Origin of the sequence: Rufibacter roseolus (genome assembly GCF_017916365.1) — a bacterium.
Taxonomy (GTDB): Bacteria; Bacteroidota; Bacteroidia; order Cytophagales; family Hymenobacteraceae; genus Nibribacter; species Nibribacter roseolus.
The window spans coordinates 107,389-125,459 of record NZ_JAFMSU010000001.1 but is presented as its reverse complement, the minus strand read 5'-3'; the positions used below and the strand labels follow the sequence as shown (position 1 = coordinate 125,459).

Annotated in this window: 14 protein-coding genes; 7 read left to right on the top strand and 7 right to left on the bottom strand. The window is 53.1% G+C overall.

Annotation, left to right across the window (positions count from 1 at the left end; genetic code table 11):
* The first annotated feature begins 11 nt into the window (after window positions 1-11).
* Entirely contained in the window at window positions 12-836 is an 825-nt protein-coding gene (locus tag J3P35_RS00530) for a PRC-barrel domain-containing protein (RefSeq protein ID WP_210462064.1), read from the top strand.
* A 149-nt stretch (window positions 837-985) separates the two neighbouring features.
* Here J3P35_RS00530 and J3P35_RS00525 read toward each other — a convergent pair whose 3' ends face one another.
* Window positions 986-2,086, bottom strand: coding sequence for an MBL fold metallo-hydrolase (locus J3P35_RS00525; RefSeq protein ID WP_246849886.1), 1,101 nt, complete (start codon window positions 2,084-2,086; stop codon window positions 986-988).
* Window positions 2,087-2,108: 22 nt separating this feature from the next.
* On the bottom strand, window positions 2,109-2,354 hold the full coding sequence (locus J3P35_RS00520; RefSeq protein WP_210462063.1) for a hypothetical protein: 246 nt from the start codon (window positions 2,352-2,354) through the stop codon (window positions 2,109-2,111).
* A gap of 259 nt (window positions 2,355-2,613) precedes the next feature.
* Between J3P35_RS00520 and J3P35_RS00515 the strand changes: the two genes are divergently transcribed.
* The gene (locus J3P35_RS00515) at window positions 2,614-2,874 is read left to right on the top strand and encodes a hypothetical protein (RefSeq protein WP_210462062.1); all 261 of its coding nucleotides are present in this window, start codon (window positions 2,614-2,616) and stop codon (window positions 2,872-2,874) included.
* 291 nt (window positions 2,875-3,165) lie between these two features.
* Here J3P35_RS00515 and J3P35_RS00510 read toward each other — a convergent pair whose 3' ends face one another.
* Window positions 3,166-6,720: a BamA/TamA family outer membrane protein gene (locus J3P35_RS00510; protein ID WP_210462061.1), complete on the bottom strand. Its 3,555-nt coding sequence runs from the start codon at window positions 6,718-6,720 to the stop codon at window positions 3,166-3,168.
* A 271-nt stretch (window positions 6,721-6,991) separates the two neighbouring features.
* Between J3P35_RS00510 and J3P35_RS00505 the strand changes: the two genes are divergently transcribed.
* On the top strand, window positions 6,992-7,543 hold the full coding sequence (locus J3P35_RS00505) for a hypothetical protein (RefSeq protein WP_210462060.1): 552 nt from the start codon (window positions 6,992-6,994) through the stop codon (window positions 7,541-7,543).
* 247 nt (window positions 7,544-7,790) lie between these two features.
* On the opposite strand, the gene J3P35_RS00500 is transcribed toward J3P35_RS00505, so the two are convergent.
* From J3P35_RS00500 to J3P35_RS00490, 3 genes are all read right to left on the bottom strand, one after another.
* Window positions 7,791-8,270, bottom strand: coding sequence for a very short patch repair endonuclease (locus tag J3P35_RS00500; RefSeq protein WP_210462059.1), 480 nt, complete (start codon window positions 8,268-8,270; stop codon window positions 7,791-7,793).
* A 205-nt stretch (window positions 8,271-8,475) separates the two neighbouring features.
* On the bottom strand, window positions 8,476-8,748 hold the full coding sequence (locus J3P35_RS00495; RefSeq protein ID WP_210462058.1) for a hypothetical protein: 273 nt from the start codon (window positions 8,746-8,748) through the stop codon (window positions 8,476-8,478).
* A 118-nt stretch (window positions 8,749-8,866) separates the two neighbouring features.
* Window positions 8,867-9,139, bottom strand: a complete 273-nt coding sequence (locus J3P35_RS00490; protein ID WP_210462057.1) for a hypothetical protein — start codon at window positions 9,137-9,139, stop codon at window positions 8,867-8,869.
* 193 nt (window positions 9,140-9,332) lie between these two features.
* Between J3P35_RS00490 and J3P35_RS00485 the strand changes: the two genes are divergently transcribed.
* The gene (locus J3P35_RS00485; RefSeq protein ID WP_210462056.1) at window positions 9,333-10,949 is read left to right on the top strand and encodes a hypothetical protein; all 1,617 of its coding nucleotides are present in this window, start codon (window positions 9,333-9,335) and stop codon (window positions 10,947-10,949) included.
* Window positions 10,950-11,008: 59 nt separating this feature from the next.
* Here J3P35_RS00485 and J3P35_RS00480 read toward each other — a convergent pair whose 3' ends face one another.
* Complete coding sequence (locus tag J3P35_RS00480; protein WP_210462054.1) at window positions 11,009-11,602, bottom strand: DsbA family oxidoreductase; 594 nt, start codon at window positions 11,600-11,602, stop codon at window positions 11,009-11,011.
* Between the two features lie 464 nt (window positions 11,603-12,066).
* Here J3P35_RS00480 and J3P35_RS00475 point away from each other — a divergent pair, with 464 nt between their 5' ends.
* From J3P35_RS00475 to lpdA, 3 genes are all read left to right on the top strand, one after another.
* Window positions 12,067-14,835, top strand: coding sequence for a 2-oxoglutarate dehydrogenase E1 component (locus tag J3P35_RS00475; RefSeq protein WP_210462052.1), 2,769 nt, complete (start codon window positions 12,067-12,069; stop codon window positions 14,833-14,835).
* A gap of 84 nt (window positions 14,836-14,919) precedes the next feature.
* Window positions 14,920-16,548, top strand: coding sequence for a 2-oxoglutarate dehydrogenase complex dihydrolipoyllysine-residue succinyltransferase (gene odhB, locus J3P35_RS00470; protein WP_210462050.1), 1,629 nt, complete (start codon window positions 14,920-14,922; stop codon window positions 16,546-16,548).
* 106 nt (window positions 16,549-16,654) lie between these two features.
* Window positions 16,655-18,058 (top strand): dihydrolipoyl dehydrogenase, encoded by a 1,404-nt coding sequence (gene lpdA, locus J3P35_RS00465; RefSeq protein WP_210462048.1) that lies wholly within the window; start codon window positions 16,655-16,657, stop codon window positions 18,056-18,058.
* The last annotated feature ends 13 nt before the right edge of the window (window positions 18,059-18,071 follow it).

Here is an 18,071-nt window from a genome sequence, read left to right as displayed (position 1 = left end):
ACAAGAAACCAATGGCAAACCATGCAAACGAGGGACTGGCACGGCTGGCCCCCTTACACGATTTGAGAGATTTCAAAGTGGCCAACCATAACCTGGACGTGCGCGGCTGGGAAGTGATTGGCTCAGACGGCAAACGCATAGGCAAGGTAGATGACCTCATTGTAGACCGCGAGCTCATGAAAGTGCGGTACCTTGACATAGACGTAGACAAGGAGCACGTGCTCGTGGACACAGACCCGCGGCATATCCTTATCCCTATTGGGGCGGCGCAGTTAGACGATGACGGCGATCAGGTGTTCATTAGCCTGGATAGGAACTCCCTGGCCCGTTTCCCTTTTTACCGGGGCGGAGCCGTGGACTCTGAGTACGAGTACCGGGTTATGCACGCGGTAACCAGCCCTAATGACACCTACGCGCAGCAGACTACGGCCCAGGCATCTCCTAATGCAGACTTCTACGGCCGAGACCAGTTCAATGAGGATAGGTTCTATGGAAATCGGCACCAGCGGTCCCAAACCATGCCGCAGGACCAAAGCCACCTCCATACTTCTACGTCTAACTTCAACACAAACCCCAACTTCAACACTAACCCAGGCATGCACGCAGACTCTGGCTTAGGTTCAGGGTCTGGTATGCATTCCACTTCTGGGATGGGGTCAGGAACCGGCTTGCATTCTACCTCCAGTATAGGCTCCATGGGCTCAAGCGCTGGAATGGAAAGCAGACCTGTTCAGGAAGACATTGCCACCATTGAAAGGCTGCGCGCAATGCTAGAGCAGGGGACCATCACCCAAGAGGAATTCACTGCCTTGAAACGGAAAGCCATCGGCTTGTAGTAGGATTGTAATCCCGTTTTGGAGCTGGTTTTTCTAAATCGGCTCCAAAACGGGTTTTCACCTTATAGGCATTAGCCAATGGGGCACAAAAAAAGAGGGCACGCTTTAAACGGCGTGCCCTCTTATGCATTTAAACCCTTTGGCTCTCTTTACGGGTAATTGTTGGTGATGTTGTCATCCTGGTCATGGGTGAAGGAAGCATGTTCCTGCACGTGCGGTTCAGACGATGACCGGTTATAAGGGTTGCTGGCATAGCCTGGCCAGGTTCTTTTCACACGGGCATAGGTTCGGTTGCTTTTACGCCGTTTGGTGAGGGCGTAAGTGGCCAGACCTGCCAGGGCTACTAATCCGGCGGTAGCCAGGACCTTAGGCACGGTATTGCTCACGTTTGGCGGGAGCTGAACCACGCCGTTGCGGTCTGTGATGGCAGGCTCGGGTACATAGCGTCCTTTAGACGGAATGGCCAATTGGTCAAACAACCGCGACAGCTCATCCAGGCCTTGCTTCAGTTCCTGGCCTTGCATAGGCAGGCCGTGGCCGGTGGCCGCAATCTCCGGCCGCAGGTCATGGAGTTTCCTTACCGAGGCGCGGGCCGAAACCCAGTCTGGCGTGAAATACGCCGGAGGTCCGCAGACTTCCTGTTTCTGGGTAAGCACCGCCAATGCAGATTCTGGTTTCCTGGTCACAAAGGCATCGCCGGCAATAAGCAACCGGTCATGCTCCCTGAAGAAGGAAACGTGCCCCGGCGAGTGGCCCGGCGTTTCCAGCCACTTCCACTCGGGCAGAAACGGTACTGATCCGTCTGAGGGAAGCAGTTCCAGCCGGCCCCTGAAGGTGATGGGCTTTTTAGGATACATGAAAGACAGGTAAGCCATGCCGCCGCCGCCCACGCTGGAGTCTGGCGGAGGGTAGCTGGACAAACCGGTAAGGTAAGGCAGCTCCAGCGGATGCGCGTACACGGGCACCTGCCAGATGTCGGCCAGGGTTTGCAGGGCGCCTACGTGGTCAAAGTGGCCGTGCGTGAGCAGAATGGCTTTGGGCGGGTTGCCTTTGCCAAACTTGTCCTCAGCGGCCTTTCTGATCCTATCGGCAGAGCCGTATAGACCGGCATCTATCAATACCCAGGACTTGTCTGGGTTCTCAATGTAGTACAGGTTCACAAACACAATCTCCATGCCCATGACACCTGGTGCCACGTGAAAAGTGGAGTGCTGCTTCTGCCGAAGAACGTTGGTTAACTGGTCTTGCATATATCTGTCCAGATCAGGTTGATTAACTATCTAAACGGCCAAAAACGCTCAGTTCATCACCGGTATCATGGCGGGAGTTCTCGTCTTCGTCTGTGGATTTGCCGCCCTGGCCGCCTTGGCTGTTGCCCGGCTGCTGGCCACCCTGTTTGAAACTGGCGTTGCCTTTGGCCTCGGCACCTGGTTCCTCTGAGGTGTTTTTCAGCTCATCTTGAGATTCTTTTCCGTTAGGCAGCTTTTCCTTTTCGTTAAACTTATTGTCGTTTTCCATGGTGCAGTATGATTTATATTTCAAAAACAAGTAAAAACCGGCAGAGCCGGCATGTGTTTGTACGAGCAGATGAAAAAGAGGGTGTCTTCTGGCCGAGAAATTCTAACCCGCGGAGTTGGAAAAGTCAGAATCCGTGCGTAAACTAGTCATACCAATATCCCGAGGTACATGTGATCTGGACGGAGGAGTTTAAGAGAACAGCAAAGAAGAGAGTCATGTGCCGTCGGAATTTTTCTCACCTGTTTATAGTTAATAAGACATGGTAAATCTGATCTATCCACCTAGCTATATGGCGGTTTACGCCAAGTGCATTGATGCCACCCTTCCTAGCTTTGAGCCTGAAGAATGGGTTCAGGAAGGGCATGTTTATGTAGTAAAGCATTTTACAGAGCCTTTGAACCAGGAAGAAGGAATGGCGGTGACCATTATTGACGATGCCGGCGAAGAGATTCACCCATCGCCCTCACACTGGAGTTTCTCCTCAAACCGTTTTGAGCTGTTCTCCATTTTCCTGAACTAGGCGTTTAACAGCTCTTTTCAAGAAAAGAGCCCCAAAACAGAAAAGGCTGACCCGCAGGTCAGCCTTTTCTGTTTTAAAGGTTAGTGGTTTGCAAGCATTCCGTCCCCCTTTAAAGGGGATAGGGGGATGACAAGGTCGCATCAAGAACCGGTGAATTCTGCTAAGAGAAAGGGCAACCACAAGTGATTGCCCCTACAATTCGGGAATGCCTTGATCAGCACGAGTAGTCATCCCCCTACCCCCTTTAAAGGGGGACGATATGCGTCAAGAATAGAACCTTCTAAGTTCACCCTAAAACTGGAAACCGGCTCTCAGCAGGAATTGGCTCTGTTCTGGCGTGGAGGCAAACCCGGCGGAGATTACAATCTGGTTCAGGGGTGAAATCCACAGTCCGCCGCCGTAGCTTCGGTGCCACTTGTCTGAGTTTTCGTTCTTCATCCATACGCGCCCAATATCATGGAACCCTAAGATACCCAGTGAGGCTGGGAACAGATACGTGGTGAAGCTGAACAGGCGCAGGCGAGCCTCGGTGTTGTTGTAGAAGCTGCTCTGCCCACTGAAGCGGTTGCGCCGGTAGCCCCGCAGCATGGTAGGCCCATCCAGATACTGCGCCTGGAAGAACTCAAAGCCATCTCCGAAGGTGTGGCCGCCGCCGAAACGGGTAGCCAGTGTGAGTTTCAGAGGAATGCGTATGGTCTGGTAGAGGGCAAATTGAGAATGCACCCGCGCCACGTCTGAAGCGCTCTGGTTTACGCCTTTCAACACGTCACCGGCTACCTGCCAGAACACACCTTTGGCCGGCAAGGCCGGATGATCCCGGGAATCCAGGGTGTACTCTACCCGGGCACCAGCATAGGCTTTTGGCTCATAATACCCCACAAACTGGTCAGACCCTTTTAACTGATCTGGCAGGAAACGGTCGGTGGTGCGGTCCACGTTCACGTTCTGGTACACCGGTCCCGCAAAGAGACTCTCGTACTCGCTGAGCTTGCCACCCAATAAAGCGTTGGCATAAAGCTGCGATGACTGGAACCGGTAGTAATCTATGTCAATGTCTGGGTTGAAGACTGTTTCATTGCCCAACCCGAAGAAGTTCTCGGCGAAGCCGGGGCTCTTGAAGTTCACGTTCAGCTTCACGTCCATGCCTAACCGCAGTCTAGGGAAATGCGCGGCGTAGTCCACCAGGAAGGATTGGGTGTTAAAAGCATAGGTGCCCACCAAGCGCTGCATCATGCCATAGGGCTGCTTCTGGAAACCTTGGGTTTTGAGCAACACGCCGGCGCCCAGCAACAGACCATCATCGCGGTTAGATTCAAGGGACAACAGCGGCCCCAGGTAATTGTAGTTGAAGCTTCTGCGGTCATACACGGGTGTTTTGCGCAGGTGCGTGAGGTTACGGGCCTCGGGGCCTAACTGCAGCTGCGCCCCGTTGGGCTGGTCATAGACGTAGGTGAGGCGGCGCAAGCCTGCCACGCTGGAACTGTCCGTGATCTTGTCCTGGCCATCGCCCCCAATGATTCTTACCCTGATGCCGTCTTCGGCTTTGCCCTGCACGTTGAATTCATCTGCCCCACCTAAACCGTACAGTCTGATCTCGCGGGTTTCACCGGGTTGGAAGAGGCGTCGGTAGAGCTGGTCTTTGGCGGAGTTGCCGCCTTTTTTGTAGATGGTCACCAGGGTGGCGCCGCCGGCCTCTCGCTGCACCTCAAAACGCTCGTCCAGGTCGGTGCCTACTACGTCTACTTTCTGGGCCAGGAACTCATAGTAGTCCTCGGCATCGCGTTTTATGTAGGCGCGGCGTGCTTTTAAGGTGTTGGCCAGACGGGCTCCGGAGATTTTCTGGATCTCAGGCGGCAATTGGCCCACGGCTTCTTCAATGGCTTCGTCGGTGAGGCTGGCGCGGACAGAATCGGCCATGGCTACCCAGTCAGAGCGCTCCAGGCCGGTGAGGAAGTAGCGGTCAAAGTACCGGTTGTTGAAGTTGAAGCCTTTGATGTCGCGCAGGCTCTCGTCAAAACCCTGCACCTTGGGAAGAATCCAGCGCCGGCTGGCGATGTTTGGAATCACGCCCTGGTTCACGAAGAAAGCCTGGTCGCGGTCGCGCGGGATGGGTTTATAGATCTTTCCTTTGCCTTCTTTCTCAAACTCGGCCCAGCGCCACTGGTCATCGTGGCGGTCCCAGTCGGCCATGAAGAAATCCAGGAGGCGCGCGCGCAGCAGGCTCAGCTGGTCTACTTCATCGTTCTGGTCTTCCAGGGTGTTTTCCAGGACTTTGTCAGTGCCTACCACGTTTTTGGCGTTCCCGAAGCTGGGCATGTCAGACATATCCTCATCGGGGCGCTCCTCAAACAGGCCAATGGTATTAGCGAACCCTTTGAGGTACCTGCCAAACCTGGGGTCATCCGGAATCACGAAATACTGCGGGTTGGTGTGATACACGCCCACGGCATCGGCGAGCTTTGGTGCCACCAGGGAGCCGTACGGGTGCGAGGCCGAGATCTGATCTTTTACCACATCGGCGGCCAGGGTCTGGCGCAGGATACGGGGCAGGGCCGCGTCTGGGTACTTTTCTACGGAACGCAGCACGTACTGGCGACCGGTGCTGTCTTCCAGCCGCAAAGACACGGTCTGGAAACCACCTCCGCGCTGCACCACTTTGAGGCCGCCGTTCTGGGTTCCTATGTCAAAAACCGGCAAGGTAACGGGCGCTTCCCACTCAGGGCGGTAGTTCTGGCCCAGGAGCCACTCCCGGAAACCGCTGGCTCTGTACACTTGGCTGGCGGGCAGCGTGGCCGTTTTCCCCGCGAAGCTGATGTTCATTTTCTTTGTTTGCTCCTCCAGTTGTTTCTGGGTGGGTTTGCGGGAAAGCAGCATGCGGTGAGCCACCTGTCCCTGGGCGCTTTGCGCGTCTGGCGCGGTCCAAATCTCCAGCCAGGTTTCGCCGTTGGGGAAGTACATTAGCTTCACCAGCCCTGCCGAGGCCTGTTTGAAAGATGGTTGTGTGTCGTGGGGCTGAGGCAGTTTTTTCATGCCGGCTCCGGCGCCCAGGTAATGGATGCTGTCATGGAAGGCATGGGTCAGGGCCGCGGAGTTCCCCTCGGCGTGGACCAGCCCTTTGTGCTGGCTATACATCTGGGCCAACTGACGGTGCATGAGGCGGTATTCCAGGCCCTTTATCTCCGGCGATATGCTCATGGCTACCAGCAGGTTCTTGTCCTCGTTGCTGCGCAGCACGTCATCCAGGGCAGCCAGTGTGGCGGTGCCGCCGGTGGTGGGGCAACCGCGCTGTTCTTTGTCGTCGTCCATGCGGCGGTTGGGCAGAAGCCACTGGGTGTCCAGCAGGAGCAGGTGCACATCATCGGTGAGGGCAATGTCTGCGGGGCCGGGGCAGTAGTTCTCCGGCTGAATGAGCTGCTCGTTTTTCAGGTACTGGGAGATGAAGCGTTCCTGGTTTCTGACCTCGGGCACCAAACGGCCTTTGGCATCGTGCTCGCCCGGCATGAGAATGATCTTTCCTTCATAGCCCTGCAGGTAATTGAGCTGGGTCTGGAGTTGAGCCTCCAGTTCTTTGCGGTTGGCGGCAGAAACGCTAGGTAATCTGGCGGGCTGGAACGGGTTGCCGATGAATACAACGGTGCTGTTTTTGCCCGCGCTCTTGAGTTGGTTTTGCATCAGCGGCAGCGGCGCGGTGGAGCTTTGGCCAGGCGCCGAGCGGCCGGCCAACAGTACGGTGTACGATGGGGAGTCAGATGGCAGAGCCGGCAATTGGGCCAAGGCCACAGCGGGGCCTATTAGCCAGGCGCAAATCTGAAGCAGGATTACCCTCAAGGGTAAAAGTTCTCTCATGGTCATGATATTAGATGCTGGCCGCTTCTTTGTTTTAGGCTTCTTTTCCAAAAACCGAGGCTAAAACAGGAAGAAACTCTTAGGTATAAGTTGGGGACAACCAGACACGTTTGCCGCTGTTTACGCAGTTTGGGCCCTTTTAGGTTAAGAAGATAGCTTTTTTAAGATTTTTAGCTCCGGAGAAGAGCCGGGACTACAAGGATTTTCAGAAAGTTGCCCCAGATGGAATAAGTAGCCCGTTTTACTTGTTATCCCGGGAGAGAACGATTTTATGCCCACACTAGAGAAAGACCTGCGCCAGGCTATTCTGGCCCTGCCTGCCACCCGCAAAGACAAATTGCTGCTTCAACTGCTGAATGCCCAACCCGTGCTGCAGGACCAGCTTCGGTTTGAGCTGCTGGAAGGCCCCGAGGAATTGGAACTTAGGCGCGAAACATTGGCCGCACAGGTGCAAACCGCTACCCAAGGCTTCTATTATAACGCTAATGAACTGCTTATCTGTCTCCGGGCCTTGTGCCCGCCCCTGAGTTACCACGCCAAAATAACTAATGATGTGTATGGGGAAATCAGCCTGCTTCTGTTGCTGCTGCAGGAGGTGTTAGTGCATCAGAAAGAGATGCTGCAGACCCTAACCGGAGGAACCGAAGCACTGGGTCTTTTCCTGGCCAAACGCGCCGAGGAGATGCTGCAGAAACTAAGAAAACTCCACGAAGACCTGCACGTAGAATTTTCCGATGTCGTGAACGAAATGTTGCCCAGGCTGCACGCCTCGGCCGCCGGTTACGCCGCTAGAAAATTGGGCGTGCCCGTGCAGTGGGAGTAGCTAACCGCTATGGTAAAAGTAACTATTAATTTGACCTGAGGCGCCTAGGAATAGAAGATGTGGCAGGAGTCCTGAAGGTGGATGAACCTGCAAAAGACTTGTATGGTTGTGTTTTTATTGGAGAATTTCCTTTTAAAGAATCCACAACCAGATTCGTTTTACATCTGATTTTCAGAAACCAGACCCAGAACAGATAACTAAAACTTAAGATGGTGGCTAGGCCAAAAAGAGCTTTAGTGAAGCTAGACTACGCCGCCTCCAGCCAGTAACTCTCGGGGGCACCTGCGTGCAATGCTCTGACGGTGAAAAGGCAACCATCCAGATCGTCCTGTAGCTGACACGCCCAGATCACCAGCACCTGCCAGCCGTCGGCTTTCAGTTTCTCCCGGTGGCGTTGGTCTCTTTCCTGGTTGCGGGCAAATTTCTCGGTCCAAAAAGAAAGGTTGGTTTTAGGCATGGCCGGCAAACAATGCGGGCAGCGATGCCAGAAACACCCGTGAATGAAGATTGCGAGCCGGCGGCCGGGGTAGCAGACATCGGGCTTGCCCGGTAGCTTTTTCCAGTGCAGCCTATAACCCCGCAAACCGCCGTGCCAGAGTGCCCGGCGCAGCAGCAACTCGGGCTGCGTGTGCTTGGCCCGGTTCCCGCGCATGTACCGGCTAATACGTTCCTGGGCGGTAAGTGGTGCAGTTTCTGTGGCTGCATATTTCTTCTTTTTCTTGGGCATGCGGGTGGCGTGTGTACAGAAAACGCAAACGCTGGCCAGAGAGTGCCGCCAAGATGCCTTCTTTTAGCTACCCATAATGGAATAGCCCCAAAGCCGGGAAGAGAAGAAGCCGTTTAGGGGCTGTTTCTTCTAAAACAGCCTCTAAAGACAAGAGCCCCGCTTAAAAGAATAAGCGGGGCTCTTGTCTTTAGAGGTAAAAATTGCCTTAAGGAGTCACTACTTCTTCGGCATCAGAGAACTGGTTGCTGTTGCCGTAAGAAACCAGCACAATGGCGCCAATGGCCACTGCGGCCACAGACAGCACCAGCTGCACCGGGGTCATTTTCTGTCTTACTTTCAACAACATTCTGCCGGCATCAGAAAGCAGGTCTGGAAGCACGTCGTGGTTGCCTTGGTACACGCTCACAATAGATTCTACGGTTCTAGCGAAATCTTTTGGTTGCACCAATTGGGTAGATGTATTCTGTGTTTGTTCCATAGTTTTTTTCTCTGTGATAGTGATCTGTTTGTAAATGAAAAATCCCGACCTGCGCCGTAAGGCAGGGCCGGGATTTTTATACGCAAATAAATACGCTTAGGTCAATCTTTTTTGCAAGTTACGCTACCTGGCCACCTGCGCCGCGCACGGCCTCGTCTATTTTCTGGATAATCTTGTCTGGGCTAAACATCATGCTGGCCGGAAAGCTTACCTGTACGTTGTTGATCTGCAGCGTTTGGGAAGCTTCTTCATAGGCATAGTCGGCGGTCACGCCTTGTTTGGAAACACGTCCGTTGTTGCCTGCCAGCTCAATGCCGGCGGCGCTCAATTTGCCTCTAAGGTTGTTGTACAGTTCTGGGGTAATGCCTTTGTACGTAGCACTGTTTGCCATAAGGGTAGTATTAAGGTTGTGGATAGAATAATCTAACGCAGAGGGCAACGCAAGGTTAACTTCTGCTCTAAAGCTTAAAGATATATGTTTTCCGGCGGTTTCCCGTAAAAAGAAGGAGACAGACTTTGCCCCTTCTTTCTGAACCTTTCCCGCCCAATTGAGGTAAAGCTGAACTCAAAATCTAAACTTATAAATGAAGAGGAGGATTTTTCTGGCACTGTTAGGGGCGCTATTCCTTTACGGATTAGTGCGCTTGTTCTTTGCCAACGAGCCTCCTGAAAATAGGAATGGCTCAGTGGGCTTCTTTGGTGATTCTGGGCTTAAAAGATTTCCGCAGGATAGCGTGATGGTCAGTGCCGGCGACCACTATCAGCTCAACAGGGTGGGCGAGTTTTTCCTGGGCCGGCATTACCGGCGGGTCTGGGCCGAGCCGGTCAAAGCCAAAGTCTTTCGCATGAACGAGGTGCTGGGTGGGCTCTCCATTGAAAAAATCGGGGGTGGTATGCAAACCACCAGCCTTACCCTTACAGATTCCTCGGGCCGGCGGTTTGCGCTGCGGTCCCTGGACAAAGACCCGGTCAACGTGCTTTCTCCCTTTTGGCGCAAAACCTTCGTGGGCTCCTTTGTACGCGACCAGGTGTCGGCCACTAACCCTTATGCCGCGCTGGTGGTGGCACCCTTAGCCGAGGCCGCCGGCATTTTCCATCCTACCCCGCAGCTGGTGTATGTGCTGCCCGCAGACCAGGACTTCAAGCAGTACTCCAACCTGTTCGGGAATAAGCTTTTCATGATGGAGGAGAAGTTCACGTCCCGGGCCTCGCTGGCAAAGAAGTTTGGGGCGGCCACTGATCTGGTGGATACAGAAGAGATGCTCAGGCGCCGATATAGATCCAGCCGCCACCGCATAGACCAGTGGGCGTTTGCCCGGGCCCGCCTCCTTGATTTGCTGCTCAGCGATTGGGACCGCCACGAAGGCCAGTGGGATTGGGCCGTTTACGCCCATAAAGAAGAGGTTTGGTACAAGCCCATTCCCAAAGACCGCGACCAGGCCCTCTGCCTCTATGACGACGGGCTCATTCCCTGGCTGGCCACCAGAAAGTTTGCCATGCGCAAGTTTGAATCTTTCCACCCCAAGTTCAAGGATGTGTATGGGCTTACCATCAATGCGGCTTTCCTGGATGCCCGCGCCCTGTCTGAGGTCTCATTGGTTGATTTCAGGCGGCTGGCCCGGGAGATGCAGGCAAACCTCTCTGATTCTGTCTTACGCGCAGCGGTGAAGCGCATGCCGCCGCCCGTGTATAAACTGGTAGGAGAAGACACCTATAGAAAACTGAGGAGCCGCCGGCAACTTCTGGTGCAGACCGCCGAGGAGTACTATAAGATTCTATCCAAAGAGGTAGCCGTGGTAGGAGCCGATGAGCCCGAACGTTTTGTGGTGCAGCGTCTCTCGCAGGGAAGAACGGTGGTAGAGGTGTATAAACTAGGCAAAGGGAATATCAACGGAGAGAAAATTTACAGCCGCACCTTCTTTGTGGGTGAAACCGAAAAAATTAGCATGTATGGCCTGAACGGAGACGATATTTTTGATGTCAACGGCTCTTCTGCCAAAGGCAGCTATGTCAATATCTACGGCGGCCCTGGAGCAGACCAGGTAAATGATAAGTCCAGCGTAGAAGGCTGGCGCAAGAAAACAGTAGTCTTTGATGATTCTGGTGGCGTGCAGTTGCAGGCGGGTCCTATCACGGAGGCAAAGCTCTCTGAAACCGCCGGTGAGGTGCCTGCCTTTGTGCGGGTGCGGATACGCCCTTGAAGGCCGTTACGCTTTATGCCTGTTTCTGCAAAACCAGCCTTTAAACGCTTCTGCGGGTTTTACTCCATGCTTTGCAGCACTTTTACTAAATCATGAGCCCGCAGCATCCCCCTGATGGCATGTTCCCCAATGATCATGGTGGGCACCGCCGTGACTTTCTGTTCTTCGTACGCGTGGGTAAGGGCAGCCTGGTGAGCCTCTTTGTATTTGCGGGAGACCACTGCCTCTCTGAAAGCATCTGGGTCCAGGCCTACTTCTGCCGCAAGTTTGGTCAGTACCTCAATGTCTCCAATATCCTGGCTCTCCTGGAAAAAGGCCGTGAACATGCGGTGCGTATAGGCGTTGCCTTTGCCCTGTTCTTTCGCGAACTGGAAGCCCTCAAAAGCCAGGTGCGTGTAAGGTTGCGGCGAAACACCAGGCAATTGGATCTTCACGCCCAGTTCTTCGGCCATAGGGTAGACAGAATTCTTCCAGGTGGTTTGTAGGTAATTCTCCTCGGGCCGCAGGGTAGGGGTGGGTTCGGGCCTGAGCTCAAACGGCATCCATTCCACCTCTATTTCCTTGCCCAGTATTCGCTGCGCTTTCACTACTTCCTCCTCGGCCAGAAAACAGAAAGGGCAGACATAATCTGAATAGACGGTTATTTTTGCCATAAGACCAGTTGTTGCTTTCACCTTTTCTACGGCAGTACTGCGGAAGATGTCATGGAGACAGAAAATAATCATCTTGAAAGTCTGTCGCCAACCTACACACTAAAGTTCTGCCAAAGGGTGTTTAGAGAAGAAATTCTAAGGCAGTAGAGAGGTTCTTACTGTCTAGGAAAAAGAAAGAGACGGGTATGCTGAAAATTGAATATTGGAAAGAGTGGGAGAGAATAGAGGAATAAAAGGCTTGGTTTTACTAAAGGTTTGTCTCTTATCTATTTATCCATAATTTCGCCAAAATCAAAAATTTTCACGTATCCCATACATGAGATTTCTACGCACGGGCAAATACGCCAAAAGTCAATATCAAATTGATAATGATGGTTGCATATTTGTTTATGCGAATTTATGATTATGTGTATTGGTCAAGATTTTATAATTTGCCTTGAATTAGGTAAGTACTATCAATTTTTATGGATAAATACTCATATATAGCCAACGCGCACGGTGCGTACATTGATGAACTGTACAAGCAGTATCAGCAAGATCCGGGTTCAGTGGATTTTGGTTGGCAGAAGTTTTTTGAAGGATTTGATTTCTCCCAAAGCTATCCTAGCGAAAACGGGAACGGGGTTGCGGTGGCTTCCAAGTCAGCTGCCGCCGTTGCTGCCCCCAGCGGAGCGTCTGCCGGTGAGATAGACAAGGAAATCAAAGTCCGCAATTTTATTTATGCCTATCGTTCCCGCGGTCACCTTAAGTCTAACACCAACCCGGTAAGACCCCGCAAAGACCGTAAGGCCCTGTTGGACCTCGCTGATTTTGGTCTTTCTGAAGCCGATCTGGATACCAAATTCCAGAGTGGGGCAGAACTGGGCTTAGGCACTGCTACCCTCCGCGACATTGTAGCCACCCTGAAAAAGGTGTATGAAGGCACCATCGGGTTTGAGTTCATGTACATCCGGGACCCGGAAGTATTGGAGTGGTTCAAGCAGAAAGCTGAGAAAGAATCGGTGGGCTTCAACCCCTCTGTTGACTATAAGAAACGCATCCTGTCTAAGTTGAACGAGGCAGTGGTGTTTGAGAACTTTCTGCATACCAAATTCTTGGGTCAGAAGCGTTTCTCTCTGGAAGGTGGCGAAACCACTATCCCGGCGTTAGATGCTATCATTGACAAAGGCTCTGAACTGGGCGTAGAGGAAGTGGTAATAGGCATGGCGCACCGCGGTCGTTTGAACGTGCTGGCCAACATCATGGGCAAAACCTACGAGCAAATCTTCTCTGAGTTTGAGGGAACTGCCGTTCCGGATTTGACCATGGGCGATGGCGACGTGAAATACCACATGGGCTTCTCCAGTGAGGTAAACACGCCATCCGGCGGAAAAGTGAACCTGAAACTGGCACCTAACCCTTCGCACTTAGAGGCGGTGAACCCAGTAGTAGAAGGTTTTGTACGCGCCAAGCTGGACTCTATGTACGGCCGTGACACAAACAAAATCCTTCCAATCCTCATCCACGGGGATGCGGCCGTGGCCGGACAGGGCATCGGTTACGAGGTAACCCAGATGGCGAAACTGGAAGGCTACAGCACCGGCGGTACCATCCACTTCGTGATCAACAACCAGGTTGGCTTCACTACCGACTTTGAGGACGCCCGTTCTTCTATCTACAGCACTGATTTGGCTAAAATCATTGACGCTCCGGTGCTGCACGTAAACGGTGATGATCCAGAGGCAGTGGTATTTGCGGTGCGTCTAGCAACTGAATACCGTCAACGTTTCCACAACGATATCTTTATTGACATGGTGTGCTACCGCCGCCATGGCCACAACGAGGCAGATGAGCCTAAATTCACCCAGCCACAGTTGTATAACCTCATCTCCAAGCATGACAACCCAAGAGAAGTCTACAACAAAGAGTTGATCAGACGCGGGGAAGTTGACGCCAAGGTAGCCGAGGAAATGGACAAGGAGTTCCGCCAGATGCTGCAAGACCGTCTGGACATGGTAAAACAAAAGCCATTGCCTTACAACTACCAGGTGCTGGAGAAAGAATGGCAGGAACTGCGCCGGTCCAAACCAGAGGATTTCAACCAATCTCCTGAAACGGGTATCTCCTTGGAGGCCGTGGAGAAAGTAGGGAAAGCCCTGACCACTTTGCCAGAGAACTTCAAACCGCTGAAGCAGATTGAGAAACTGACCAAAGAGCGTCAGGACATGTTCTTCGGGAGCCGGACGTTGAACTGGGCTTCGGCAGAGTTGTTAGCTTATGGCTCCATCCTCTTAGAAAACAAAATTGTGCGCATGAGCGGCCAGGACGTGCAGCGGGGTACTTTCTCGCACCGTCACGCCGTGTTGCATGATGCCAATACCAGCGCCGCTTATACCAACCTGAACCACATCCAGGAAGGTCAGCAGAAACTGCAGATCTATAACTCCCTGCTGTCTGAGTATGGCGTGCTGGGCTTTGAATTTGGTTACGCCATGGCAAATCCTAACGCACTAGTGCTTTGGGAAGCGCAGTTCGGTGACTTTGCCAACGGATCTCAGGTGATGATTGACCAGTTCATCTCATCCACGGAGTCTAAGTGGCAGCGCATGAACGGTCTGGTGATGCTTTTGCCGCACGGCTACGAAGGCCAGGGACCAGAGCACTCCAACGCCCGTCCTGAGCGTTTCCTGCAGTTGGCCGCTGAGTACAATATGTACGTGACCCAGTGTACCACGCCGGCTAACTTCTTCCACATGCTGCGTCGCCAGTTGGCCACGCCGTTCCGGAAGCCGTGTATCCACATGTCGCCTAAGTCTATGCTGCGTCACCAGAACGTGATGTCGCCTATCGAGGACTTTACCCAGGGTTCTTTCCAGGAGGTAATTGGTGATGTGTACGCCGATGCAAAAGCCGTAACCAAAGTGTTGCTGTGTACCGGTAAAGTGTACTATGATCTGTTGGAGGAACAGCAAAAAACCAACCGCAAAGACGTAGCCATTATCCGTCTGGAGCAGCTGCATCCGTTCCCGCAGGTTCAGTTAGACCGCGAGCTGAGCAAATACCCTAACGCGCAAATCTTCTGGGTACAGGAAGAGCCTTACAACATGGGTGCCTGGACGTATATCCTCAGCGTGATGCGCAAAGGCATTGATGACGTGGTTTCCCGTAAGCCAAGCTCATCGCCGGCTACTGGTTACAACAAAATCCACCAGAAAGAGCAACGCGCGGTGGTTGAAAAAGCATTTTCTATCTAAGGTAAATTTCTGTTTAGGGCCTGTTTCTTGAAAAGCAGGCCCTAAACAGATTTTCAACAACATAACTTAATCTAAAAAGAGATTATGGCATTAGACATAAAAGTACCGGTGGTTGGCGAATCCATTACGGAAGTAACCATTGCCAAATGGCTCAAGCAAGATGGCGACCAGGTGGCCATGGACGAGGTTATCTGCGAACTGGAATCTGACAAAGCCACCTTTGAGTTACCCGCCGAGGCTGCCGGTATTCTAAGAATTGTAGCCCAGGAAGGCGATACTATTGCCATTGGCGAAGTAATCTGCACCATTGATGGCGCCGCGCAAGGTACTTCTGCTCCGCAGCCTACCACTGTGTCTACCCAGCACAGCCTCACTGAGTCTAAATCAGTGACCGATCCGCAGAGCACCGTAGCTGCTGAGAACACCCCAAGCCAGGGTATCCCTAACCAGCCGCAAGGTGGTGGAGCCGGCCAGACATTGGACGTGAAAATCCCAACGGTAGGTGAGTCTATCTCTGAGGTGACCATCTCCAAGTGGCTCAAAGCCGATGGCGACCAGGTAAGCATGGACGAGGTGCTTTGCGAACTTGAGTCTGACAAGGCTACTTTTGAACTGCCTGCCGAGGCGGCCGGGGTTCTGAGAATCGTGGCCCAGGAAGGCGAAACCGTGGAGATTGGCGCTACCATCTGCCGCATTGAAGTAGGTGCCGGTTCTGGTGTGTCTACTGCGCCGGCTCCGCAGACCGTGGCCGCAGCGCAACCCGCCCAGGCTGCTGCAACCTCAGGCGCTACTACCTACGCCAGCGGTACACCATCACCGGCTGCCGGCAAAATCCTTTCCGAGAAAGGCATTAACGCTGCAGACGTGAACGGTACCGGCAGAGATGGTCGCATCACCAAAGAAGACGCCCAGAATGCACAGGCTCGTCCGGCTGCTCCGGCTCCACAGCCAGCTGCCGCTGCTGCACCAGCTGCCAAAGAATCTGCTGCTCCGGCTCCGGCCGCTCCAGGTTCCCGCAACAGCCGCCGCGAGAAAATGACCAGCTTGCGTAAAACCGTAGCTCGTCGTTTAGTGGCGGTGAAAAATGAGACGGCCATGCTCACTACCTTCAACGAGGTAGACATGAAGCCGATCATGGACATCCGGGCCAAATACAAAGACAAGTTCAAAGAGAAGCATGAAGTAGGCTTAGGCTTTATGTCGTTCTTCGTGAAGGCTTGTACTGTGGCCCTGCAGGAGTGGCCAGCCGTGAACGCCCAGATTGACGGCGCCGAGATTGTATACAATGATTTCTGCGACGTGTCTATCGCAGTTTCTGCGCCTAAAGGCCTAGTGGTTCCGGTGATCCGCAACGCCGAAGGTCTGAGCCTGGACGGGATTGAGAAAGAAGTGGTTCGTTTGGCCAAGCGTGCCCGCGAAAACAAATTGGGCATTGACGAGATGACCGGTGGTACCTTCACTATCACCAACGGTGGGGTGTTCGGTTCTATGATGTCAACACCCATCATTAACGCACCGCAGTCTGCCATTTTAGGTATGCACAACATCGTGAACCGTCCGGTGGCTATCAACAATCAGGTGGAAATCCGCCCAATGATGTACCTGGCGCTTTCTTATGACCACCGTATTATTGACGGTCGTGAGTCAGTAAGCTTCCTGGTGCGCGTGAAAGAGTTGCTGGAAGACCCAATGAGATTACTTCTTGGAGTCTAACCTTGCGCTTTACGCGTGATTTCGTAAAAATGAGTTAAAAACGAAAGGCTCCGTGCTGCTGGACAAGAGCGGGTACGGAGCCTTTCTTCACATAAAAAGAAAGAACATGAAATACGATGTAACGGTAATCGGTTCAGGCCCGGGAGGCTACGTGGCCGCTATCCGCTGTGCGCAGCTGGGTTTGAAAACCGCCATTATTGAGAAATATTCAGTGTTGGGTGGTACCTGCCTGAACGTAGGCTGTATTCCGTCCAAAGCGCTGCTAGATTCATCTGAGCACTTCCACAATGCCGCGCATACTTTTACCACGCACGGTATCCAGCTGGAGAACCTGCAGGTGAACATTGAGCAGATGATTGCCCGCAAAGGCGATGTGGTGAAATCTAACAACGACGGTATCTCTTACCTCATGAAGAAAAACAAGATCGATGTGTACAACGGTCTGGGTTCTTTCGTGAACAAAAACACCATCAAAATCGCTGGTCAGGACGGTGCCGAGCAGCAGATAGAAACAGATAAGACCATCATTGCCACCGGTTCTAAACCCATCAGCCTTCCGTTCCTGCCGTTGGACAAAAACCGCATCATCACTTCTACCGAGGCGTTAACCTTGAAAGAGGTACCAAAGCACATGATCGTGATTGGCGGCGGTGTGATTGGTCTGGAGCTGGGGTCAGTGTATGCCCGCTTAGGTGCGAAAGTGACCGTGGTGGAGTTCACTGATGCCATCATCCCTACCATGGACCGTGCCCTAGGTAAAGAACTGCAGCGCGTACTTAAGAAAACGCTCGGTTTTGAGTTCTTCTTCGGACACAAAGTGACTGGCGCGCAGGTAGAAGGCGATGCAGTGAAAGTAACTGCCGAGAATCAAAAGGGACAAACCGTTACGTTTGAAGGCGACTACTGCTTAGTTTCTGTAGGTCGTAAACCATACACCGAGGGTTTAGGCCTGGAGAACGCGGGCGTGCAGTTAGGAGAGCGCGGCATGATTGCCGTAGACGACCATCTGCAAACCAACGTGCCCGGCATCTACGCCATCGGAGACGTGATCAGAGGCGCCATGCTGGCCCACAAAGCCGAGGAAGAAGGCGTGCTGGTAGCCGAGCAACTGGCAGGCCAGAAGCCGCATATCAACTACAACCTGATTCCGGGTGTGGTATATACCTGGCCAGAAGTGGCTGGCGTAGGTTTCACCGAGGAGCAGCTTAAACAACAGGGAGTAGCCTACAAATCTGGTTCGTTTCCGTTCAAAGCCTCAGGTCGCGCCAAAGCGTCTATGGACACCGACGGTTTCGTGAAGGTGTTAGCTGATGCCAAAACCGATGAGATCCTGGGCGTGCACATGATCGGGCCCCGCGCCGCAGACATGATCGCCGAGGCCGTGGTAGCTATGGAGTTCCGTGCCTCTGCTGAGGACATCGCCCGGATGAGCCACGCGCACCCTACCTACACCGAGGCCATGAAAGAAGCTTGTCTGGCGGCTACTGAGAACAGAGCCATCCATATCTAAAGACTTCAAGCCT